16 protein-coding genes and 1 CRISPR repeat array are annotated in these 20147 nt (G+C 52.8%); of the genes, 8 read left to right on the top strand and 8 right to left on the bottom strand.

What is annotated here, in order from left to right; all coding sequences use genetic code 11:
• Positions 1–16: 16 nt before the first annotated feature.
• The 5 genes from phnL (at position 17) to phnP (ending at position 3958) form a co-directional block, all read left to right on the top strand.
• Positions 17–721 carry a phosphonate C-P lyase system protein PhnL gene (phnL, locus tag OCH02_RS16485; RefSeq protein WP_012004974.1) on the top strand — a complete coding sequence of 235 codons (705 nt, stop codon included), beginning with the start codon at positions 17–19 and terminating at the stop codon, positions 719–721.
• Entirely contained in the window at positions 721–1857 is a 1137-nt protein-coding gene (gene phnM, locus OCH02_RS16480) for an alpha-D-ribose 1-methylphosphonate 5-triphosphate diphosphatase (RefSeq protein WP_261432111.1), read from the top strand. The genes phnL and phnM overlap by 1 nt, the downstream gene beginning before the upstream one ends.
• Complete coding sequence (gene phnN / locus OCH02_RS16475; protein ID WP_261432109.1) at positions 1857–2426, top strand: ribose 1,5-bisphosphokinase; 570 nt, start codon at positions 1857–1859, stop codon at positions 2424–2426. Before phnM ends, phnN begins: the two co-directional genes overlap by 1 nt.
• A complete protein-coding gene (locus OCH02_RS16470) occupies positions 2423–3025 on the top strand; it encodes a DapH/DapD/GlmU-related protein (RefSeq protein ID WP_261432108.1) in 603 nt (200 codons plus the stop codon). Before phnN ends, OCH02_RS16470 begins: the two co-directional genes overlap by 4 nt.
• A 150-nt stretch (positions 3026–3175) precedes the next feature.
• Complete coding sequence (gene phnP / locus OCH02_RS16465) at positions 3176–3958, top strand: phosphonate metabolism protein PhnP (RefSeq protein WP_261432107.1); 783 nt, start codon at positions 3176–3178, stop codon at positions 3956–3958.
• Here phnP and OCH02_RS16460 read toward each other — a convergent pair.
• Together OCH02_RS16460 and OCH02_RS16455 are read right to left on the bottom strand one after the other, a co-directional pair.
• On the bottom strand, positions 3909–4547 hold the full coding sequence (locus OCH02_RS16460) for an NAD(P)H-binding protein (protein WP_261432106.1): 639 nt from the start codon (positions 4545–4547) through the stop codon (positions 3909–3911). The two genes, phnP and OCH02_RS16460, sit on opposite strands and share 50 nt — an antisense overlap.
• A 245-nt stretch (positions 4548–4792) precedes the next feature.
• Positions 4793–5227, bottom strand: a complete 435-nt coding sequence (locus tag OCH02_RS16455; RefSeq protein WP_261432105.1) for a YhbP family protein — start codon at positions 5225–5227, stop codon at positions 4793–4795.
• Between the two features lie 431 nt (positions 5228–5658).
• Here OCH02_RS16455 and speFL point away from each other — a divergent pair, with 431 nt between their 5' ends.
• The 3 genes from speFL (at position 5659) to potE (ending at position 9592) form a co-directional block, all read left to right on the top strand.
• On the top strand, positions 5659–5763 hold the full coding sequence (gene speFL / locus OCH02_RS16450; RefSeq protein ID WP_261432104.1) for a leader peptide SpeFL: 105 nt from the start codon (positions 5659–5661) through the stop codon (positions 5761–5763).
• Positions 5764–6040: 277 nt separating this feature from the next.
• Positions 6041–8203: an ornithine decarboxylase SpeF gene (speF, locus tag OCH02_RS16445; RefSeq protein ID WP_261432103.1), complete on the top strand. Its 2163-nt coding sequence runs from the start codon at positions 6041–6043 to the stop codon at positions 8201–8203.
• 63 nt (positions 8204–8266) lie between these two features.
• The gene (potE, locus tag OCH02_RS16440) at positions 8267–9592 is read left to right on the top strand and encodes a putrescine-ornithine antiporter (protein WP_261432102.1); all 1326 of its coding nucleotides are present in this window, start codon (positions 8267–8269) and stop codon (positions 9590–9592) included.
• Between the two features lie 97 nt (positions 9593–9689).
• Positions 9690–11818: direct repeats of the CRISPR family, unit length 28 nt; unit sequence TTTCTAAGCTGCCTGTACGGCAGTGAAC.
• 130 nt (positions 11819–11948) lie between these two features.
• Here potE and cas6f read toward each other — a convergent pair.
• From cas6f to cas1f, 6 genes are read right to left on the bottom strand one after another with little or no spacing between them, the layout of a single operon-like run.
• Complete coding sequence (cas6f, locus tag OCH02_RS16435) at positions 11949–12503, bottom strand: type I-F CRISPR-associated endoribonuclease Cas6/Csy4 (RefSeq protein ID WP_261432101.1); 555 nt, start codon at positions 12501–12503, stop codon at positions 11949–11951.
• Positions 12504–12513: 10 nt separating this feature from the next.
• Positions 12514–13515 carry a type I-F CRISPR-associated protein Csy3 gene (csy3, locus tag OCH02_RS16430; protein ID WP_261432202.1) on the bottom strand — a complete coding sequence of 334 codons (1002 nt, stop codon included), beginning with the start codon at positions 13513–13515 and terminating at the stop codon, positions 12514–12516.
• A 12-nt stretch (positions 13516–13527) separates the two neighbouring features.
• Positions 13528–14451: a type I-F CRISPR-associated protein Csy2 gene (csy2, locus tag OCH02_RS16425; RefSeq protein ID WP_261432100.1), complete on the bottom strand. Its 924-nt coding sequence runs from the start codon at positions 14449–14451 to the stop codon at positions 13528–13530.
• The gene (gene csy1, locus OCH02_RS16420) at positions 14439–15803 is read right to left on the bottom strand and encodes a type I-F CRISPR-associated protein Csy1 (RefSeq protein WP_261432099.1); all 1365 of its coding nucleotides are present in this window, start codon (positions 15801–15803) and stop codon (positions 14439–14441) included. Before csy1 ends, csy2 begins: the two co-directional genes overlap by 13 nt.
• Positions 15804–15832: 29 nt before the next feature.
• A complete protein-coding gene (gene cas3f / locus OCH02_RS16415; protein WP_261432097.1) occupies positions 15833–19090 on the bottom strand; it encodes a type I-F CRISPR-associated helicase Cas3f in 3258 nt (1085 codons plus the stop codon).
• Positions 19087–20067 (bottom strand): type I-F CRISPR-associated endonuclease Cas1f, encoded by a 981-nt coding sequence (cas1f, locus tag OCH02_RS16410; protein ID WP_261432096.1) that lies wholly within the window; start codon positions 20065–20067, stop codon positions 19087–19089. Before cas1f ends, cas3f begins: the two co-directional genes overlap by 4 nt.
• Between the last annotated feature and the right edge of the window lie 80 nt (positions 20068–20147).

Raw genomic sequence — 20147 nt, 5'->3', positions numbered from 1 at the left:
CGCAAGGTAATTACAGATGACTATTCAAATCCGGGTTGAACACCTCAGCAAAACCTTTGTGCTCCACCAGCAGCACGGCACGCAACTGCCGGTACTGCACGATGCCAACATGACGGTCAGCAGCGGCGAATGCGTGGTGCTGCACGGGCATTCCGGCAGCGGAAAATCCACGCTGCTACGCTCCCTGTACGCCAACTATCTGCCTGACAGCGGCCATATCTGGGTTAATCACCAGGGTGAATGGCTGGATATGGTGCAGGCCGAAGCGCGTCAGATCCTGGCGGTGCGCCGCCATACCCTCGGCTGGGTCAGCCAGTTTCTGCGGGTGATCCCGCGTATCAGCGCGCTGGACGTAGTGATGCAGCCGCTGCTGGAACAGGGCGTCAACCGCGCCGAATGCCGCGAACGCGCCGAGACGCTGCTCAACCAGCTCAACGTACCGCAACGCCTGTGGCAGTTGGCCCCCTCCACCTTCTCCGGTGGTGAACAACAGCGGGTGAACATCGCACGCGGCTTTATCGTCGATTACCCGATTCTGTTGCTGGACGAACCCACCGCCTCCCTCGACAGCCGTAACAGTGCGGCAGTGGTCGCACTGATCGAACAGGCCAAACAACGTGGCGCGGCGATCGTCGGTATTTTCCATGATGAAGGCGTCCGTCAGCAGGTCGCCGACCGGTTATATGACATGCAGGCGCCACAGGCGCTGGAGATCCTCTGATGATCATCAATAACGTGAAACTGGTGCTGGAAGATCACACCGTCGAAGGATCGCTGGAGGTCAGCGACGGCATGATCCGCAGCTTTGCCGATACGCCCAGCCAGTTGCCGCAGGCATTGAACGGTGAAGGCGGCTGGCTGCTGCCGGGATTGATTGAACTGCACACCGACAATCTGGACAAGTTTTTCACCCCGCGCCCGAACGTCGACTGGCCGGCGCATTCGGCCATGAGCAGCCATGATGCGCTGATGGTGGCCAACGGCATCACCACCGTGCTGGACGCGGTGGCGATTGGCGACGTTCGCGACGGCGGCCATCGGCTGGAAAACCTGCAAAAAATGATCGACGCGGTGATCCACAGCCAGCGCGCCGGGGTCAACCGCGCCGAACACCGGCTGCACCTGCGCTGCGAACTGCCCAACGAGAGCACCCTGTCGCTGTTCGAACAGTTGATGGACAAGCCAGGGGTGTCTTTGGTGTCGTTGATGGACCATTCGCCGGGTCAGCGCCAGTTCGCCTCACGCGAAAAATACCGCGAGTATTATCAGGGCAAATATCACCTCAACGACCAGCAAATGAGCGAGTATGAAGAGCGTCAGGTCGAGCTTTCTGCCCGCTGGGCCACGCCGAACCGCGAAGCCATTGCCGCCCATTGCCGGGCGCGTAAAATTTCGCTCGCCAGCCACGACGATGCCACCGCCGCCCACGTCAGCGAGTCCTGCGCGTTGGGTAGCGTGATTGCCGAGTTCCCCACCACCGAAGATGCAGCCCTGGCTTCGCACCAACAAGGACTGCAGGTGCTGATGGGCGCGCCGAACATCGTGCGTGGCGGCTCACATTCCGGCAACGTGGCAGCGCACCACCTGGCGGCATTGGGCGTGCTGGATATCCTGTCCTCCGACTATTACCCGGCCAGCCTGCTGGATGCGGCGTTTCGTATCGCCGCCGATGAACGCAACGGCTACAGCCTGCCGCAGGCGGTGCAGATGATCACCCGCAATCCGGCCAGGGCGCTGAATTTGCAGGATCGCGGCACCATCGCCGAAGGCTTGCGCGCAGATCTGGTGCTGGTACGACCGCACGGCGAGCACGTTTACGTGCAGAACGTGTGGCGCCAGGGCAAGCAGGTGTTCTGATGGCGCAGCTAATCTATCTGATGGGGCCATCCGGCTCAGGCAAAGACAGCCTGTTGGCCGCACTGCGCGTCGATGTCGACAGCGCCCCACTGGTGGCGCATCGCTATATTACCCGGCCGGCAGACGCCGGCTGCGAGAACCATATTGCGCTCAGCGAACCGGAGTTCCTGCGCCGCCGAGCCAAAGGGTTGTTTGCCCTCGACTGGCAGGCGCATCAGCACCATTACGCCTTTGGCATCGAGGTGGATCTGTGGTTACTGCAGGGGATCGATGTGGTGGTCAACGGCTCGCGTGCCCACCTGACACAGGCACAGCAACGCTATGGCGCACAACTGCTGCCGGTGTGCCTGCAGGTCAGCAGCGATATTTTGCGCCAACGCCTGCAAAACCGCGGGCGTGAAAACGCCGATCAGATAGCGCAGCGGCTGGCGCGGGCGGCGGAATATCAGCAACAGTTGCCCACCAGTTGCTGCCGACTGGATAACGACGGCAATCTTGATGACACCCTGGCAGCGCTGTTGGCGCTGCTGCCCGCCTCAACCAAACAACCACAGGATGCCATGCCATGAGTGACTTGGCGCAGCCGAAAATCGGCGACAACGTGACGCTTAACCGTAGCCGCCTCGGCCAGTATGTTCATTTGGCCGACGATGCGATCCTCGAAGAAGTCGAAATGGGCGACTATTCGTACACCGCCGGACATAACCAGATTTTTTACGCCACCATCGGCAAATTCGTGTCGATCGCCTCTTACGCACGCATTAATCCCGGCAACCACCCCACCTACCAACGCATCGCCCAGCACCATTTCACCTATCGCGCTTCGGAGTACGACCTGGGGGAAGATGATGAGGCCTTCTTCGACTGGCGGCGCGAACACCACGTAACCATCGGCCACGACGTGTGGATCGGCCATAACGCCATCGTGATGCCCGGCGTCAGCATCGGCAACGGCGCGGTGATCGGCAGCGCGGCGGTGGTGACCAAGGATGTGGCCCCTTATGAGATTGTCGCCGGCGTGGCGGCCAAAAAGATCGGCATGCGGTTTGACGACGCACTGATTGAACGTATTGAACGCAGCCAGTGGTGGCACTGGGATCATCAGACATTGCAGGAGCGATTGACGGATTTCAGTGATATCAACGCCTTTGCGGAGAAGTATCTTTAAGACCCTTATTAATCTTACCCAATGAATTTCGCGTTGCAGCTAGGCGGCAAATGCGTGAATCCTCAAGAGCTTACTCAAGTAAGTGACTGAGGTGCACGTATGCAGCCAACAACGCTGCGGCGTGAAAGGCGAAGGGTAAAGGAGCAACTCATGCAATTGACGTTTCTCGGCACCGGCGGTGCCCAGCAGATCCCGGCGTTCGGCTGTGATTGTCTGGTCTGTCAGCGGGCGCGGCGCGAGCCTGCATTCCGGCGCAGAGCCTGCAGCGCAATGCTTGAATTTCAGGGGGAAACGACCTTGCTGGATGCGGGGTTACCGTCGTTGGAACGGCGTTTTTCGGCGGGGGAAATTCAACGTTTTTTACTGACACATTACCACATGGATCATGTACAGGGGTTATTTCCTTTACGCTGGGGCTGCGGAAATTTTATTCCGGTGTATGGCCCGGCCGATGAACAGGGCTGCGACGATTTATTCAAGCACCCGGGCATTCTGGCGTTTCAGCCGCCGTTTACCCCCTTCGAAACGGTTGAACTGGGCGGGCTCCACATCACCCCGCTGCCGCTGCAACATTCGAAACTCACGCTGGGTTACCTGATCCAGGCCGCGGGCAAATCTCTGGCCTATCTGACCGATACCGTCGGTTTACCGCCGGATACCGAGGCTTTTCTGCGTGCAGTAACATTGGATTTAATGGTGCTCGACTGCAGCCTGCCGCCCCAGCCGCAGGCTCCGCGCAATCACAACGATCTGACCCGCGCACGGGAAACCCAACAACGCTTGCAACCGGGCCGCACCCTGCTGACACACATCAGCCATCATCTCGATTTGTGGCTGATGGACAACGAACTGCCACCGGGTCTGGAGCTGGCGTTTGATAATCTCAGCGTGCACTGCGGTAACAATGCAGCCGATCGGATTCCAGCACCTTAACACCCTGACCAGGGCTGAACGCCTGCTCCAACAGAGTCTGCGCCACGTCTTTGGCGGCAACTGCCCGCCATTTTCCGGGCAACAATTTGAACAAGGGTGCGCTCAGGCGCTCCAGTAAGCGTGGTGAAGCGCGTTCGCCCATCAACATTGATGGCCGCACCAGCGTCAGGCGCGGCCAGTCCTGCTCACGCAGCGCCTGTTCCATTTCACCCTTGGTCCGGTTGTAAAGGAAAGTCGAACGCCTGCTGGCACCCAGCGCACTGACCGCCAGACAGTGCTGCGCCCCCAGACGACGCCCCGTCAACGCACTTTCCACCACCAGGGTGTAATCGACGTAGTGGAAATTGGCGTCGCTGCCCGCCTCACGCCGCGTGGTGCCCAGACAACAGAACACCATATCGACCGGCTGCTCCTGTTCGGTCAGTAGCGCAAACAGATCATCCCCCACCGGGTTATCCAATTTTTCATGCGCCGGCAGTGGCTTACGCGTTGGTGCCACGATCGCCGTGACCTGCGGATCGGCCTGCAGCAGGCGCAACAGTTCGCGCCCCACCAATCCGGTAGCCCCTACCATAAATACCCGTGCCATATACCCTCCCGCCGAATGATCTCTATGAAAAGTATATACCCGTCATCTTTCAAGTTGCAGCGTTGTTACCTGCTTACAAGGCCCATCCATGGTCCTTGCCCTTTCAGGGCCGCTGCAAGCAGCGTTCAAATCTGCTCCCGACAGATTTGTCGCTCACCCCAGTTACTTACTCGAGTAAGCGCCTGGGGATGAGCGAGCTGGCCGCCTAGCTGCAACTTGAAAGCTATAGGCTAGAGTTTATTGCGTCAGGTCCGCGTCCAATGCAGTTTCGTGCCGAAGCCGAGGGTGTTGTCGGTCATTTTCACTTCCTGCAGACTCAGTTGCCATACCGGCGCTTTCATCACTTTGGCTATCGGGAAACGCTTGCAGTAGCGCGCCCGTGCCAGCCGCTCTTCATCACCGCTCAACATCACCGCTTCGGCGCGATACTGCACGCCGCGGATCAACGCGATGGTCTTCGGCTTTGGCGCTATAGTGCCAACCACCCGGCTATTTTGCAGCATCAACTCGCCGTGGCGAGTATGGGTTTCGGTCATTAGCCACAGCGCCATCAGCCCGGCATCAAAGACGTAAAAACAGTTGGCACACCACATGTCCAGGCCATTGCCGGCGCACAGTGTCAGCACATGTTGTTTGCTGAGGAAATGCGCAATTTGTTGCTGCTCTTCGGTCGTGTTCAACGTCAATTCTCCTTCCCTTTGCTCGCGTCATCTTACCTGCGTTGTTGAGGTCGGTCACAAATAACGATAATGCCACCACTTTACGAAGATGATTAACCAACCAAATAGATTGAATTTATATTCAATTAGTGAATAAATGAGTTTATAACATATAAAAAACAAATTGGCTTTATCTGGGTGTTATGCGAACAGTTTAAATGCTCTTTTTTGTTGTCAGCCCAACACAGAAAAAATTCAGCGCTCAATTCGCTGGTTTTTTATCAAACCCTTTACATATCTAAAAAGCACCATTATTCATTTTTATGCACATCACTGCATAACAAGTGAATAATTATTTATCAATAACCCACATTACGTGATTGATGTCACATATTTAACTTTGAAGCACGTTAAAATAACGCCATCTTTTCACTCCATAAGGTGGATTAGAAATGGAAAACAACAATCGAAAAATGGCGCATATAAGACGCACAACCCATATTATGATGATGTCTCATCGTAGCTGCTTTAGCTTTGCCTTCTTTAACTTCAGATAACCCTCACCTCTCTCGTTGTTACTCAAAACAGCCTGTCACTATTACGCCTGAACTATTTCCCCTGATATATCAGGACGGATTTCTATTTGATTTTTCCGTGAAATAGCAGAAGTAAATTACTGTTTATAGTACACACGACATAAAACAAAAATCCGAATGAACTCAGGCCTGCTGTTAAGCATGACTGCGTTCTTCTCACGCCTTTATTTTAGTGAGGGCATTAGCGATAGGGTTATTAACCTGTCGGCGGGATGCCTTTGCCTGAAGAATGATTAAAATGAATAAATTAAAAATTGCCGCTAATAGCAAAACATTAAGTTGCTTTGAAACCACTCGCGAAGTTGTCGATGTACACCAGAGTGATTTTAATGATATTGCCGCCATCGTATTGTCGGTGGAAGACGTCACGCAAGGTATGGTGGCACACCTCGAAGAGATCGGCCTGAATATCCCGTTGTTCGTGGCGGTTTGCTGCGAAGAAGAGCTGGACAACGCCATACTGCCTGCCCTGCATGGCGTATTCGAACTCTGTGGCAAGAACACTCAGTTCTATGGCAAGCAGTTGGAAGCGGCGGCAGTAAAATATGAAAGCGAACTGCTGCCACCTTTCTTTAATACGCTGACCCAGTACGTCGAAATGGGCAACGCCACCTTTGCATGTCCTGGGCATCAGGGGGGCGAATTCTTCCGTAAGCATCCGGCCGGGCGTCAGTTTTTTGACTTCTTTGGCGAAACCCTTTTCCGTTCCGATATGTGCAACGCGGACGTCAAACTGGGTGATTTATTGATCCATGAAGGCGCACCCTGCGCAGCGCAGCAACATGCCGCCAAAGTGTTTAACGCCGATAAAACCTATTTCGTTCTCAACGGCACCTCTGCCTCAAACAAGGTGGCAACCAACGCCCTGCTGACGCGCGGTGACCTGGTGCTGTTCGACCGCAATAACCATAAATCCAATCACCATGGCGCGCTGATCCAGGCGGGGGCAACCCCGGTGTATCTGGAAACCGCCCGCAACCCGTTTGGCTTTATCGGCGGCATTGACGCGCACTGCTTTGAAGAACGCTACTTACGCCAGCAGATCCGCGAGGTCGCGCCGGACCGCGCCAATGAAGCCAGACCTTTCCGCCTGGCGATCATTCAGTTGGGCACCTATGACGGCACCATTTATAACGCCCGTCAGGTAGTCGATAAAATTGGCCATCTGTGCGATTACATCCTGTTTGACTCGGCCTGGGTCGGCTATGAGCAATTCATCCCAATGATGAAAGACTGCTCTCCGTTGCTGCTTGAGCTTAACGAAAACGACCCTGGGATCATTGTGACCCAATCCGTCCACAAGCAGCAGGCCGGCTTCTCGCAGACCTCGCAGATCCATAAGAAAGACAAACATATCAAGGGACAAGATCGCTATTGCAACCACAAACGCTTTAACAATGCCTTTATGTTGCACGCTTCCACCAGCCCGTTTTACCCACTGTTCGCCGCACTGGACGTTAACGCCAAAATGCATGAGGGCAAAAGCGGCCGACGCCTGTGGAAAGAATGTGTTCGCGTAGGCATTGAGGCGCGCAAAATGCTGCTGGAGACCTGCAGCTTAATCAAACCCTTTGTGCCGGACCAAATCGAGGGCAAAGCCTGGCAATCCTTTGACACCGAAACCATGGCCAACGATTTGCGCTTCTTCAACTTCGTTCCCGGTGAGAAATGGCATGCCTTTGAAGGCTATGCCCAATCGCAGTATTTTGTCGACCCTTGCAAACTGTTGCTCACCACGCCGGGCATTGATACGGCAAGCGGTAACTACAGCGATTTCGGTATTCCGGCGACCATTCTGGCCAACTATCTGCGTGAAAACGGCATAGTGCCGGAGAAATGCGACCTCAATTCGATCCTGTTCCTGCTGACGCCGGCCGAAGACATCGCCAAAATGCAGCATTTGGTGGCGTTGATTGCCCGCTTTGAAAAACATATTGAGCAAGATTCTTTAATTAGTGAAGTCTTGCCTGCCGTTTATAAAAACAATCAGCAGCGCTATGAAAATTATACCCTGCGCCAACTCTGCCAGGAAATGCACGACCTTTATGTCAGCTACGACGTTAAAGAACTGCAAAAAGAAATGTTCAGGAAGAGTTATTTCCCTCGTGTAGCAATGAATCCGCAAGACGCCAACACCGAATTTGTACGCGGTAATGTGGAATTGGTCTCTCTGGCGAAAGCCGAAGGCAGAATTGCCGCCGAAGGTGCCTTGCCTTATCCCCCAGGCGTATTGTGCGTCGTGCCAGGGGAAGTGTGGGGCGGTGCTGCGCAGCGTTATTTCCTGGCATTAGAAGAAGGCATTAACTTATTGCCCGGCTTCGCACCGGAATTACAGGGCGTGTATATCCAACAGGATGAAGATGGCTGGAACCGCGCTTACGGTTATGTAATGAAAAATTAATCACCTTACAAGGCGGTGAATTTTATTCACCGCCCGGATCGCATTATAAAAGAGAGAATGATCATGAGTAAGTCCAATAATAAAATGGGGGTCGTGCAGCTAACGATCCTGACGGCGGTAAACATGATGGGATCCGGCATAATTATGCTGCCCACCAAGTTGGCCGAAGTGGGTACTATTTCTATCGTTTCCTGGCTGGTTACCGCCGTGGGCTCGATGGCGCTGGCCTACGCCTTCGCCAAATGCGGCATGTTCAGCCGCAAATCCGGTGGTATGGGCGGATATGCCGAATACGCTTTCGGTAAATCGGGCAATTTCATGGCGAACTACACCTACGGGGTGTCGTTGCTGATCGCCAATATCGCCATCGCCATTTCCGCCGTCGGTTACGGCACCGAGCTGTTTGGCGCCAACCTGTCGCCGCTGGGGATCTGTATCGCCACCATTGGCGTGTTATGGCTGGCTACCGTCGCCAACTTCGGCGGAGCGCGCCTGACCGGGAAAATCAGCGGCATCACCGTCTGGGGCGTGATTATCCCGGTAGTGGGGATCTCGATCATCGGCTGGCACTGGTTCAGCGGCAGCGCCTATATTGCCGCCTGGAATCCGCACTCGGTACCGACCTTTGAAGCCATCGGCGCTTCTATCTCCATGACGCTGTGGGCATTCCTGGGCCTGGAGTCCGCCTGCGCCAATACCGATGTGGTGGAAAACCCGGAACGTAACGTGCCGATCGCCGTTTTGGGCGGTACCCTCAGCGCGGCAGTCATCTATATCGTTTCAACCAACGTCATTGCCGGTATCGTGCCGAATATGGACCTGGCCAACTCAACCGCGCCATTTGGGCTGGCGTTTTCCCACATGTTCAACCCAACGGTCGGCAAGATCATCATGGCCCTGATGATCATGTCCTGCGTCGGCTCACTGCTGGGCTGGCAGTTCACTATCGCCCAGGTGTTCAAATCCTCAGCCGACAGCGGCTTCTTCCCGAAAATCTTCTCCAAGCTCAGCAAGGCCGACGCACCAGTCAAAGGCATGCTGACCATCGTCGTGATCCAGAGCGTGCTGTCTTTGATGACCATCAGCCCGTCGCTGAATAAACAGTTCAACGTGCTGGTGAATCTGGCGGTGGTGACCAATATCATCCCTTACATTCTGTCGATGGCAGCGCTGATCATTATTCAGAAAGTGGCGAAAGTACCGGAGAAAAAAGCGCGAATTGCCAACATCATTGCCGGCATTGGCGCACTGTACAGTTTCTACGCCCTCTACAGTTCCGGTGAGGAAGCGATGATGTGGGGCGCTATCGCCACCTTCCTCGGCTGGACGCTGTACGGTATGGTTTCACCGCGTTTTGAAATGGCGGGGAAAAAAGGCTCACCGCAGTAACACCTTGAGCGCCGGGGATGGGATTACGCTGGAGAACATGCCATCATATTCCGTCCCTGGCCACCAACGTTGCTGCATATCCTTGTCCAGAACGGCTTTCCTACGCTGCCTGTGCGGCAGTGAACTTTATTCCCATCGCTAAGCCAATTTTCGAGTTTTTCTAAACTGCCTGTACGGCAGTGAACTACGCCAGCAGGCTAAGCAATTGCTCATCGCATTTCTAAGCTGCCTGTACGGCAGTGAACGCAAATATGTGAAGGTTCAGCGCTATGTCGAATTTCTAAGCTGCCTGTACGGCAGTGAACACTTCCCCATATCTTTCAGAGTGTTCCTGCGTTTTCTAAGCTGCCTGTACGGCAGTGAACGTCGGTAACCCAGTTGATGATCTTCAGTTCATTTTCTAAGCTGCCTGTACGGCAGTGAACATCTGTACTGCGCCTGCTCAGAAGTGGAATGCTTTCTAAGCTGCCTGTACGGCAGTGAACCGCAATGCATGACCCTGCGGAGGCCTGGTAATTTTCTAAGCTGCCTGTACGGCAGTGAACGAAAAGGGCTGGTGGTGGAGCAAGTCCAATCATTTCTAAGCTGCCTGTACGGCAGTGAACATCGACCGGCTGCGCAACAAGTACAGCGCGACTTTCTAAGCTGCCTGTACGGCAGTGAACATACCTGAAGACATAAAAGTGGTGGTACGCTTTTTCTAAGCTGCCTGTACGGCAGTGAACATGCATACAGTGATTAAGCATCGGAGGAATAGTTTCTAAGCTGCCTGTACGGCAGTGAACGGCGTAATCCCCATGGCCAAGCTGAGCCTGCATTTCTAAGCTGCCTGTACGGCAGTGAACAATACGGTGTGGCAATGCTATCTCGTCACTTATTTCTAAGCTGCCTGTACGGCAGTGAACGTAAGAAGTCGGGGGTATTTCAGACGATATTATTTCTAAGCTGCCTGTACGGCAGTGAACGGCTATACGCAGGCCAAGCTCACGCTCTACTGTTTCTAAGCTGCCTGTACGGCAGTGAACAATTCGAATTGCTCTGCAAACTGGAGGATGTTTTTCTAAGCTGCCTGTACGGCAGTGAACACACCCATGTTGTTGCTGGGACGCTTCCTGATTTTCTAAGCTGCCTGTACGGCAGTGAACGATGCGGTCGGCTTTCTGCAACGAGAATTAGATTTCTAAGCTGCCTGTACGGCAGTGAACTCGGTGGTTTCCCCGGTTCCGCATTGCTGAAGATTTCTAAGCTGCCTGTACGGCAGTGAACGCTCAATTTGAGTTGCCGTAACTACAGATGTCTTTCTAAGCTGCCTGTACGGCAGTGAACCTAAACTGCGCTTCAAGGCGTCGATATTTCTATTTCTAAGCTGCCTGTACGGCAGTGAACTACCGCTACCGCTTGTCGGTATCGATGACATTTTTCTAAGCTGCCTGTACGGCAGTGAACAGTGGCAGTGTGTTGCGTATTACGACACAAATTTTCTAAGCTGCCTGTACGGCAGTGAACCCTTAGCTGCCGGGGGTGCCATGATGGTTTTATTTCTAAGCTGCCTGTACGGCAGTGAACATATCCAGCCCATTACCGGTATTGTATGCACATTTCTAAGCTGCCTGTACGGCAGTGAACTCGCTGTCTGATTCATTCAGCAACATCACTTCTTTCTAAGCTGCCTGTACGGCAGTGAACGATTGCGTTCGCGCCGCTGGCTTCAAGTGTGTTTTCTAAGCTGCCTGTACGGCAGTGAACGCGTGGAAGCTGTACGCGCTGCCGCTGATGCCTTTCTAAGCTGCCTGTACGGCAGTGAACCGACCAACCCACAGTTATTGACAGGACTCCGATTTCTAAGCTGCCTGTACGGCAGTGAACAAACCGTTAGCCCGCTTCTCTTTTTACCATGATTTCTAAGCTGCCTGTACGGCAGTGAACTCATAGCCCTTGCCCGCCCAGTGGCTGACCACTTTCTAAGCTGCCTGTACGGCAGTGAACTTTGGGTATCCAAAAGACTTCATCGCCGTACATTTCTAAGCTGCCTGTACGGCAGTGAACTCAGAGCCGCCCAGAGCCTTGCCCGGCACCTTTTTCTAAGCTGCCTGTACGGCAGTGAACAGCTGTGGCCTGCGAAAGATGGCAAGGTCGGTTTTCTAAGCTGCCTGTACGGCAGTGAACAAGGAAGCGCTGACCGACTGCGTGGCACTGATTTTCTAAGCTGCCTGTACGGCAGTGAACTGTAAAAATAAACCAGTAACCAACTGACTCTTAAAGAAAATATTGGTTATTTCACGCTTTAACCCTAATTTTTCCGACATGGGGAAAAAATAATAAAATCAATCAGTTATCTCAACCCCAAAAAAAAGGGTCAGAACCATGGCACCGTGGCTGATGGGCTTAAGCCATAGAAACTGAACTTTCCTTCCACCGGCGTTTTCCGCAGTTCTCCCTGCTTTAAAAACAGACGAAAACTTTGCCCCGAAGAGAGGCTTTTCAACGCAATAAATGCAAGTGAAGAGCGTTGTTCATTGGCCATCGGGATCTTTTCTCTGGCCTGTTCCTCAGTCAACCAACCTTTGTTGACCGCTCTCCTTCGCAGGCGCTCTGCACTGCTCTTGACCTGAACCCGGCTGACCGTTCGGTATTGAGCTCCGGTCGGCACGGCCTGGATGGGATCTACGCCGGTATAGTCGCGCAACCCTTTCAGCCAGCCGCTTTCCTGAAGTTCCGTCAGCGCCTTACCGCTACCGTGCAACCGTAAAACGGCACCTGGCGTACGCTGCATGCCTGGGAAGCTGACGCCGATATTCCCCTGAGCATAGGCAGCCAAAGCCCGATGCAGCTTGGCGAATAGCGCAGCCATCAACATGGGTTCGCTGAACTCAGGATCGGGCAATACGCGAATATCCTGATAATGATCCATGTAAGCCCCCTTATTCACCCTTCTCGCCAAACACACCGCCGCGGATTAAAATCGCCATCACATAGTGCTGTTGCGCCACATCGGGGACTTTGCCTTTAGTGACCCAATTATCCAGCAAAGTGTAGAAATCCATTTTCTGCTTTGGCTGGCGGTAGGCTTGCCCACGGCTGGTCACAGAACCATAAGGTTCCACCGCGATCGGTCCCAATCCCAACGTTTCCGCTTCGGGATACCAGCTATCGATGGTGCGCAGTGCATTACCAATTTTCTGTGAGTGCATGGCGGCAATATCATCGACCTGATATAACACCTTGCTTTTCTTACTGTTACTGTCCAATACCAATTCTTGCGAAGGGAAAATTTCCTGTCCTTTGCCCAAACGCACTTCAGCATCGACGCTGAAGAAAGAGAAACTTTCCCCTGACAAGCCCTGCTCAATTTCCTTGGCCAGTTCAGCCAGTGCCTTATTCGGTTGGCTAAACTCACGCAAATTGTAATCGGTAGCGTTAAATTGCCAGGTTTTCTCTTTGCCTTTAACGGTAATAGCAATTTCGTCTGCGCCGACACGGTTGCGCCACAAGAAACGCCCGTTCGCCAGGTTTTCAGCATAGCGCCCGGCCAGTTCTTTAAACCCCTGCTCCTTGATATACCCCTGAATCACATTAGCTAATTCAGCCTGGTAATCCTGATCGTTACATACCGATGGCTGTGCCAAATTACCCAATACACGCAGGGTAAAACTCACTTTCAAGGTATCGGCGTCAAACGGCAATGCCGCTACATCCACCCGTTGCAAATTAGGTTTTTGAATTTCGGCATCCAATTTAGTGGGATCGCTAGCGACAGCATTTTTCAAACGGTTAGAAATGGTGCCGCGCACCGCTTTTTCCTGAATAGCAATCGGCGTCCATTCAGGTTGTTGCCAATTACCGGCGTACATGATGGCGTCCGAGTTTGCCAATTTACGCTCAAATGCCAATACAGAAGCGGTCTTTACAGTAGCCATATTTATTAATCCTTTAAATTATTCTTCATCGTTAAATTCGTAAGTTTCCATCACGGCAGGTACGGCACTGCGACATAGGTAGTCATCGCCTTGATGATGGTATTGCCATAACAACTGATTCAGTTCGGTAATACGGTGCAAGCTGCGCCACTCGCCAATGCCGTAAACCGGCTCGGCGAAACGGAAAGGTGTTGAAGGATCGCGCGTTTTTGCTACCTCACCCGGTGCATATAGCGAAGAGATCCCCCGATAGCCGGTTTGCATCGGTACCAAATAACCCGAAGCCGGTTTCGGCACATAATTCCATTGGGGCTCTTGCTCGCTGGCGGGTTGATATTTTACTGCGGCAAAATCCAGCCAGGCATCCAGCAGTTCGGCCTGCGGGTTGCTCTCTTGCAGCGTTTGATAATGGTTGGCCAACAGCTCGCTGCGATCGAGCAAAGCAAAACCGGGCAGCAAACGACGCATCAACCTGCGCAAATCTTCTGGTTTTTCAGGGGTGCCCATAACTTTGATCGTACCGATGTCGGTAATCACACCACCAGCCAAACGCTGAGCTGGGCACAGATCGGCGAGATATTTTTCCAGCGCTCTGGCGCCCTCATCACCATTAGCGATGGCTCCATGACACTCGAGCAACAAGGATACTGTCATATGCATCCGGCCTTCTTCATTGAACGCCGCCGTTTTAGCCTCTTTGGTCAAGGGATTACGTGTTAACGCAAAAGCATAATCACGTCCGGAGGAATGAGCATGAAGCTGATACTGATGACAAATGACGCCGCAACCAGTCAGGGTCAAACCGTGGCTCTGCTGCAACTTGCGGGATAGCGCATGGGTATAGCCGAGAAAATGGGTGATTGCCGGGAAACCATAAGTTAGGCCAGCGATGGCATTGGCGCTCTCAACCCGTACGTGACGCAGTACGATCAAAGCTCCCATGAAAAATCTCCCTTAAACTCTGCTTCAAATTCACGCAGGCGACGTTTAAACAAGGGGGCAGTCGACCATTCGCGCCGTTCAACTTCACTGAATTTCATCTCTTCGCTTTTTAGCTGGTGATTGAGCCAAACGCCGAAATCCAGAGCAATTTCCTTTTTCCAGCCACCGCCTTCACGTTCAAAGCGGAAATCCTCATCCTGCTTCATCCGCCAGGGATCGAGCCACAGTTGTTGTGCGCGGGAAAGTTGGCACGCCTCACGCTGGCTCCAGCATTGCCATTCTTGCCGGTTTTGAATGCCGGCCACATAACTAAACAGAATATCGATAACCTCATCGACGTAAGCACTACGCTGCTGACGGATCTCTACATTGTTCCCTGAAGACTTGTTAACATCACGCAGATACTGTTTTAGTTGCCATACCGCATCCCTTGCCAACGCGGAGAACGCTTTCCGCTCCTGGAAAATAGAATGCTGGTTTAACGGCAGCTTGCTGACGGTTAACCACACTGGCGCAGAACACGGCAGCAACCAAACGCGGCCACCGCGTACGCTGTTGAGGTAGGAAATATTCTGTGGCTTGGTACCCCCCATATTCAGCACTGCGGTTTTGGGGTAGATCACCCGCGGTTCCGGGTACCACTCACCGGCCTTTAGAGCCTGATAGCTCTCTTTGGCGGTATCGCTAAAGCGCACATCGCTGATGCGCTGGTGCATCGCCTGTGCCAACGAGGAGGAGAATAACGGGCTAAGCAGATGGTATTCATTCGGGGCAACCGGGAAGTAAAGCTGTTTAGCCAAGGTATGGGAAGAGAGGTTTTTATTCGCTAACACCTGTTTGAAGCCCGCCACCCACAGCTCCAGTTGCTCTGGGTTTTCGGCAAACGCCGCTAAAGGGGTACTATCGCCACGACTCAAACACGCAATCAGCGATTCGCCTTCATCTTCCAGTTGCAGCAACTTCGCCACATCCAGCGCAGCGGCATTGCCCACGGCGTCGATAGCCTGTTGAGGTAAGCTCGCACTCGAAAGCCGGTCTGTAGCGAGCGACTCGCCATTCGCAGCAAAAATACTGCTGCCTTTGGCATCGCTGTGGGTAAATTTTAGGGCGTGAGTGACAAGACTGATTTGCCCTGCACGGCTGGCTGCATCGGTCAGCCAATGGCGTGGGGTATAATTTTTCTCTAATTCTTGCCGCTGTTCTAAGGCTGTTTGCTTCGCAACAGCGATCTCTTCAGCCTCAGTCAGCCCCGTCAGCCTTTTCGCAAAATCCTTTTCCAGTGCTTCCAGTTTGGGCTGTTTGCGACTGGCGATATATTCGACGATCAACTGGCTAAATCCGTTCTTACTCATACGCCTCCTTATTGCATCGTTATTCCATTCTATTCGAGTGCGCCAAACACCCCTAGCAGCGGGTGGAAACGCCACTGATCGGCCTCATCTTTCCTCAGATTGATTTCACCAAACTTCTGGCTAACCTCTGTCAGTTCCATATCCAGCTTTTCGGCCAACCCTTGGTAAATAGCGCCATAGTCTGCGGTTAGCCAGGCACCTACACCTGCAGCGAAGTTCACTTTAACCTGACGGAAATTATCGCTGGTTTTCCATTGGCCTGGCGCGATATCCGGGAATTTAAAGCACGGCGAATCCCCTTCGTCCGCTATCCACAGGTAGTGTGGTTCCTCCTCGGTGGACTGGCGAAATGGCGTCAAACGCTGTTGTTCACCGCACCAGGTTGCCTGTTTACGCCACCAAAGCGCGGCGTAGTATTTATCAAGCTGCTTTCGTCCCTGTAAAACCGTTCGCAGGCAGGCATGTTCAAGATCGACCAGATTATGGTGCGGCTTTAGTACCAATGCCTCCTGAACTCGTGGGATCGCACTGATCACTTTATATTGTTCAGGCGGTAATATTTCCGTCAGATCATGACTCAGTAGCTGGAGCTGATAGAACGTCGATTCAAACCCCGGTCGACAATAAGCCGGTTGGTTGCCTTTCAGCGCCTTAACGTTCTTTTGCAGAATATGCAGATTCGGATGCTCGCAGGGTTGCTGCCGATGGCGTTGAATACGTCCGGCCAATTGGATCAGCGAGCGCATTGAGCTCGGTTCGGCAATCGCCCAATCGTAATCGTGATCGCGCCCCACTTCGGCAACCGAGGTGGCCAGCACCACAAACAGATGGTGCTGCTGCGGAAAATCAGTCAGTGCACGATCAATCTCCGCCATTTGCCACAGTGCGGGTTCAGAATAACGCGTCAAAGTTTCGTCCAACCGCTGTTCTATATACGAACGCATCGCCAACGGATGCTGGCTGTGGTAAACGCAATAATGGATGCGGGTATTGTCAGGCGCAGCCGTATTTAATAATCGCTGTGCTACTGCCACTAGCGGATTGATATTGGCCATACGGATCAACCCCAACGAGACGGTTTTACCCGTTGGGTGCATTTGATGATGGAGTGAGTGCAATTGTTGCATCGACGCGAATAGCGTTTCCGAGACGCTATCCAATACCGCGCTTTCATGCAGGCCAGTCGGTTGAACCGCTACCAACTGTGCACGACGCAGCACTGGCACATTCTGCAATTTCTCCACTCGCCTGCCAACAAAGGCCTCATGCGCCGCCTTAAAGCCTTTGGCATCCTGAATATCATGTTGCACGGCATCATGCTCATCAAACCAGGCGCAGCAGACATTCAATTTTGTGCCCGGCAGGCCACACCCTTGTTGATAATCTGCTCGCCCGGATTTATAAGCATTGAACAGAGCCTGAACCAGCGCAGGCGGTAGGGTTGCAGAAGAAAGTAAAACGCGGGCCCCCAACATTCCCGCCCAATTGACCACTCGGCATAGCGCAGGAAGATCGGCAATATCAAAATCATCTGGCTCATCCAGCACTAAATCGGCGGTCAATAAACGCAGCATCGGCGCTATTTGCTTACCACCGCGCACACCCTCCGTCGCACCAATCAGATGATCGATAGTAGTCACCAATACCGGTGCACTCAGTAATTTGTGCAATTTGTCGCTATCTTGTAGCCAACGGCTTAAACGCCCATCATCCAGACTGCCACCATAACTGACATAATGATGCTCCGCGAACAGCTCATCTGCCGAAGCGCTGCCGGTGCCGCGCCGCTCCAATTTATCATTGTTGAGTTGATGTAATTGCCGCACCGCCGCAGAGCCAACCAACACCGCCAGATCGTCTTCCTCCAGAGTGAGTTTAGCTTTAAGCGCATCGCCGGTTTGCAGCGTTAAGGTTCGTAGCCCTAATGCCACAGAAAAACGGCAACCTGCCTTCTCATCGGCCAAGCCATACATAATGCGCGCGTTGGCAAAGGTTTTGCCACAACCGGTGGAGGCCATATTAACGCCAAAGAAACCCTGTTTAGCCGAACGTTCACGCACTGCATACGTGAGATCGTAAGCTTTATCCTGCCAACGAAACTTTTCGGTTTTACTGCGCTGTTTAAACCCTTTATGGCGCGTAATAGCCGGTAGCGTGGCTCGGATATGCGGTAAGCTACGTCCCAGCAATAGTGCATTTTGCCCTACGCCGATATTGTGCTCGTCCAGTTGCTGCTTCAATTCACCGGTTTGGCGGTCGGTATTGGCATATACCCGATACCCGGTATCTTGCCAGCCCACCGTTGGTGGTAAGGATGAGTAGTGATGGTCCGCCAACATCAGCACCAGACGTGCCATATGGCTGGTGAAACGCTGCTCCAATACGCCAAAATCCATCAATGACGATTGTTGCAACGCTCGTTGAGCAAACTTATGCGCTTTTTCCCGCCAGATAATACTGCGCATCGGTGTGCCTTGAGGGAAAACCCATACCGCACCGCGCTCATCTGGTGTCCAGCATTCAATCTGGTGGTTAGTCGAGTTCCAATCAGCGGTGAGTTGCTGTGTCAACCAAGTGTCGATTGCCGTCAATTCGGGTGGATTCCCTTCAACACGCGTTGGGTAGGCCGGTAAACGGTGATGGGAAACGATCAACCAGGCAATGGTAGTTGCCAGAGGAGGCAATGATATGAAAGGATTTATAGACTCATCGATGGCATCTTTGACCAGGCTTTCCAGCATCAGTTCTTCATCGCACGCCTCAATCATTGCCAGGGCTGCGAGCCACTCCTTGTCGTTTCGTTTACCTACCCAGGCACAAAACAGCCGCAATGAGACCCACTCATGACGATAGGGCTGGAAGCTTTTGCTCACACCACGTAAACCGTTCTGGAATAACTGGTTAGCCTTGCCAAAATCATGGAATAGACCCGCAATTGCCGCCAGTAAGCTAATACTTTCCAGATTGTGCCACTGGTTTTCACTGTGGCTTTTCAAAATATCACGTTCAGTGGTATTAGTGGGCACCGCGCCTTCGGTATTAAAACGACGTTGATTGCCGACGATCCAAAGTAATTCCGTTTGGTTCGCCCCTTTAATCCAATGGCAAGCCACCGCCGTATTACGCCGGGCGCTTTTACGTAGCAGTTTACGCAAGGTCTTCAAACCTTCGTAGGTGATGGCAGTTTGCCAGGTGCGTTCACCCTTACGTTCAGCAAATTGATCTAATATTCGACGAGTTTCTGTTAAGGCACGTTTATTACACTGAGCCACCAAAAGAATATTCACCGCCCCACCTGACTTAGTTGCTGAGCCGTCGTTTGCAATGCCTCAATCATGACATCCAGGGCATCTGCCCTTTGAAATCCATTAATGCAGCGCTGGCGGAACTCTTGCTCCTCTTCTCCCTGCATCGCGGCAATAAACGCCTGCGGCAATACCAACGCGTCTTTGATCAGATCTGCGGCGTCAAACACCAGGCCACCGCGACGCGTTTTACCATGCAGTACCGCCAGCCCATGTGGCAACCCAATCACCCAGGTTGCTACGGCCGCCAAACCGTAGGCCAGATAATTACCGTGATCCAGAAAACGATTTGCTATATCTACACCACCACCGCGTTTGGCACGGGTAAAATCACCGTACCCCACCGCCGTGGCAGCCAGCTTATATAAGGCTTTGGTCATCACCGCTTCTTGCGCGAGCAAGTCGGTACTATTACGGCATGCTGCCAGATTATTTTCATATTTATCCAGCAAGGCCGACAAACGGTTTTCGTCTACGGCAAAACCGGTTTCCCGTTCCATTCTGGCGTTTAACCAGTGTTTTTTGATTTGTTCGATGCGTACACGTTGAAAAGCTATCGCCGCAGCTAAGCGCTGGTTATCGTCAAACCAGAAGCTCACCCAATGTTGCAAATATTCTGTTGGCCGATATTCGCTTTGTGAGCATAACCAAGAAACGGCGACTTCCACTTCATTGCCCGCATATAAAGGTGTGCCTGCACCACCACAGAAGCCAACCAAGACTCCCGCTTTGGCAAACTCGCGCATTGCGGCTTGAGTGATTGAAGTGCCGGTCCCGAGCATGACAACTGAAGTATTGGCAATGGGGATATTCCAATAAAGAGACTGCTTCCCTTCATCAGTAACATACTCAACTCGCCCGCCATTGACTAAAACACGGCAATATTGCAGGTAATAAAGATTGGCTCTTTTGGAATGCAAGATTGTTTTTAAATCGGACGGCGAGAATGAGTCATTCATGTCTTGAATTATCCATAATTTAAATGATTCGAAATTGGTCAATAGAGCGAATGAATCGCCAACTAACTGAACAAGTTACG

The organism is Serratia quinivorans (genome assembly GCF_946227985.1).
Taxonomy (GTDB): Bacteria; Pseudomonadota; Gammaproteobacteria; order Enterobacterales; family Enterobacteriaceae; genus Serratia; species Serratia quinivorans_A.
Note: the sequence above shows the minus strand (reverse complement) of the source record. Positions and strands in the feature narration are given on the sequence as shown.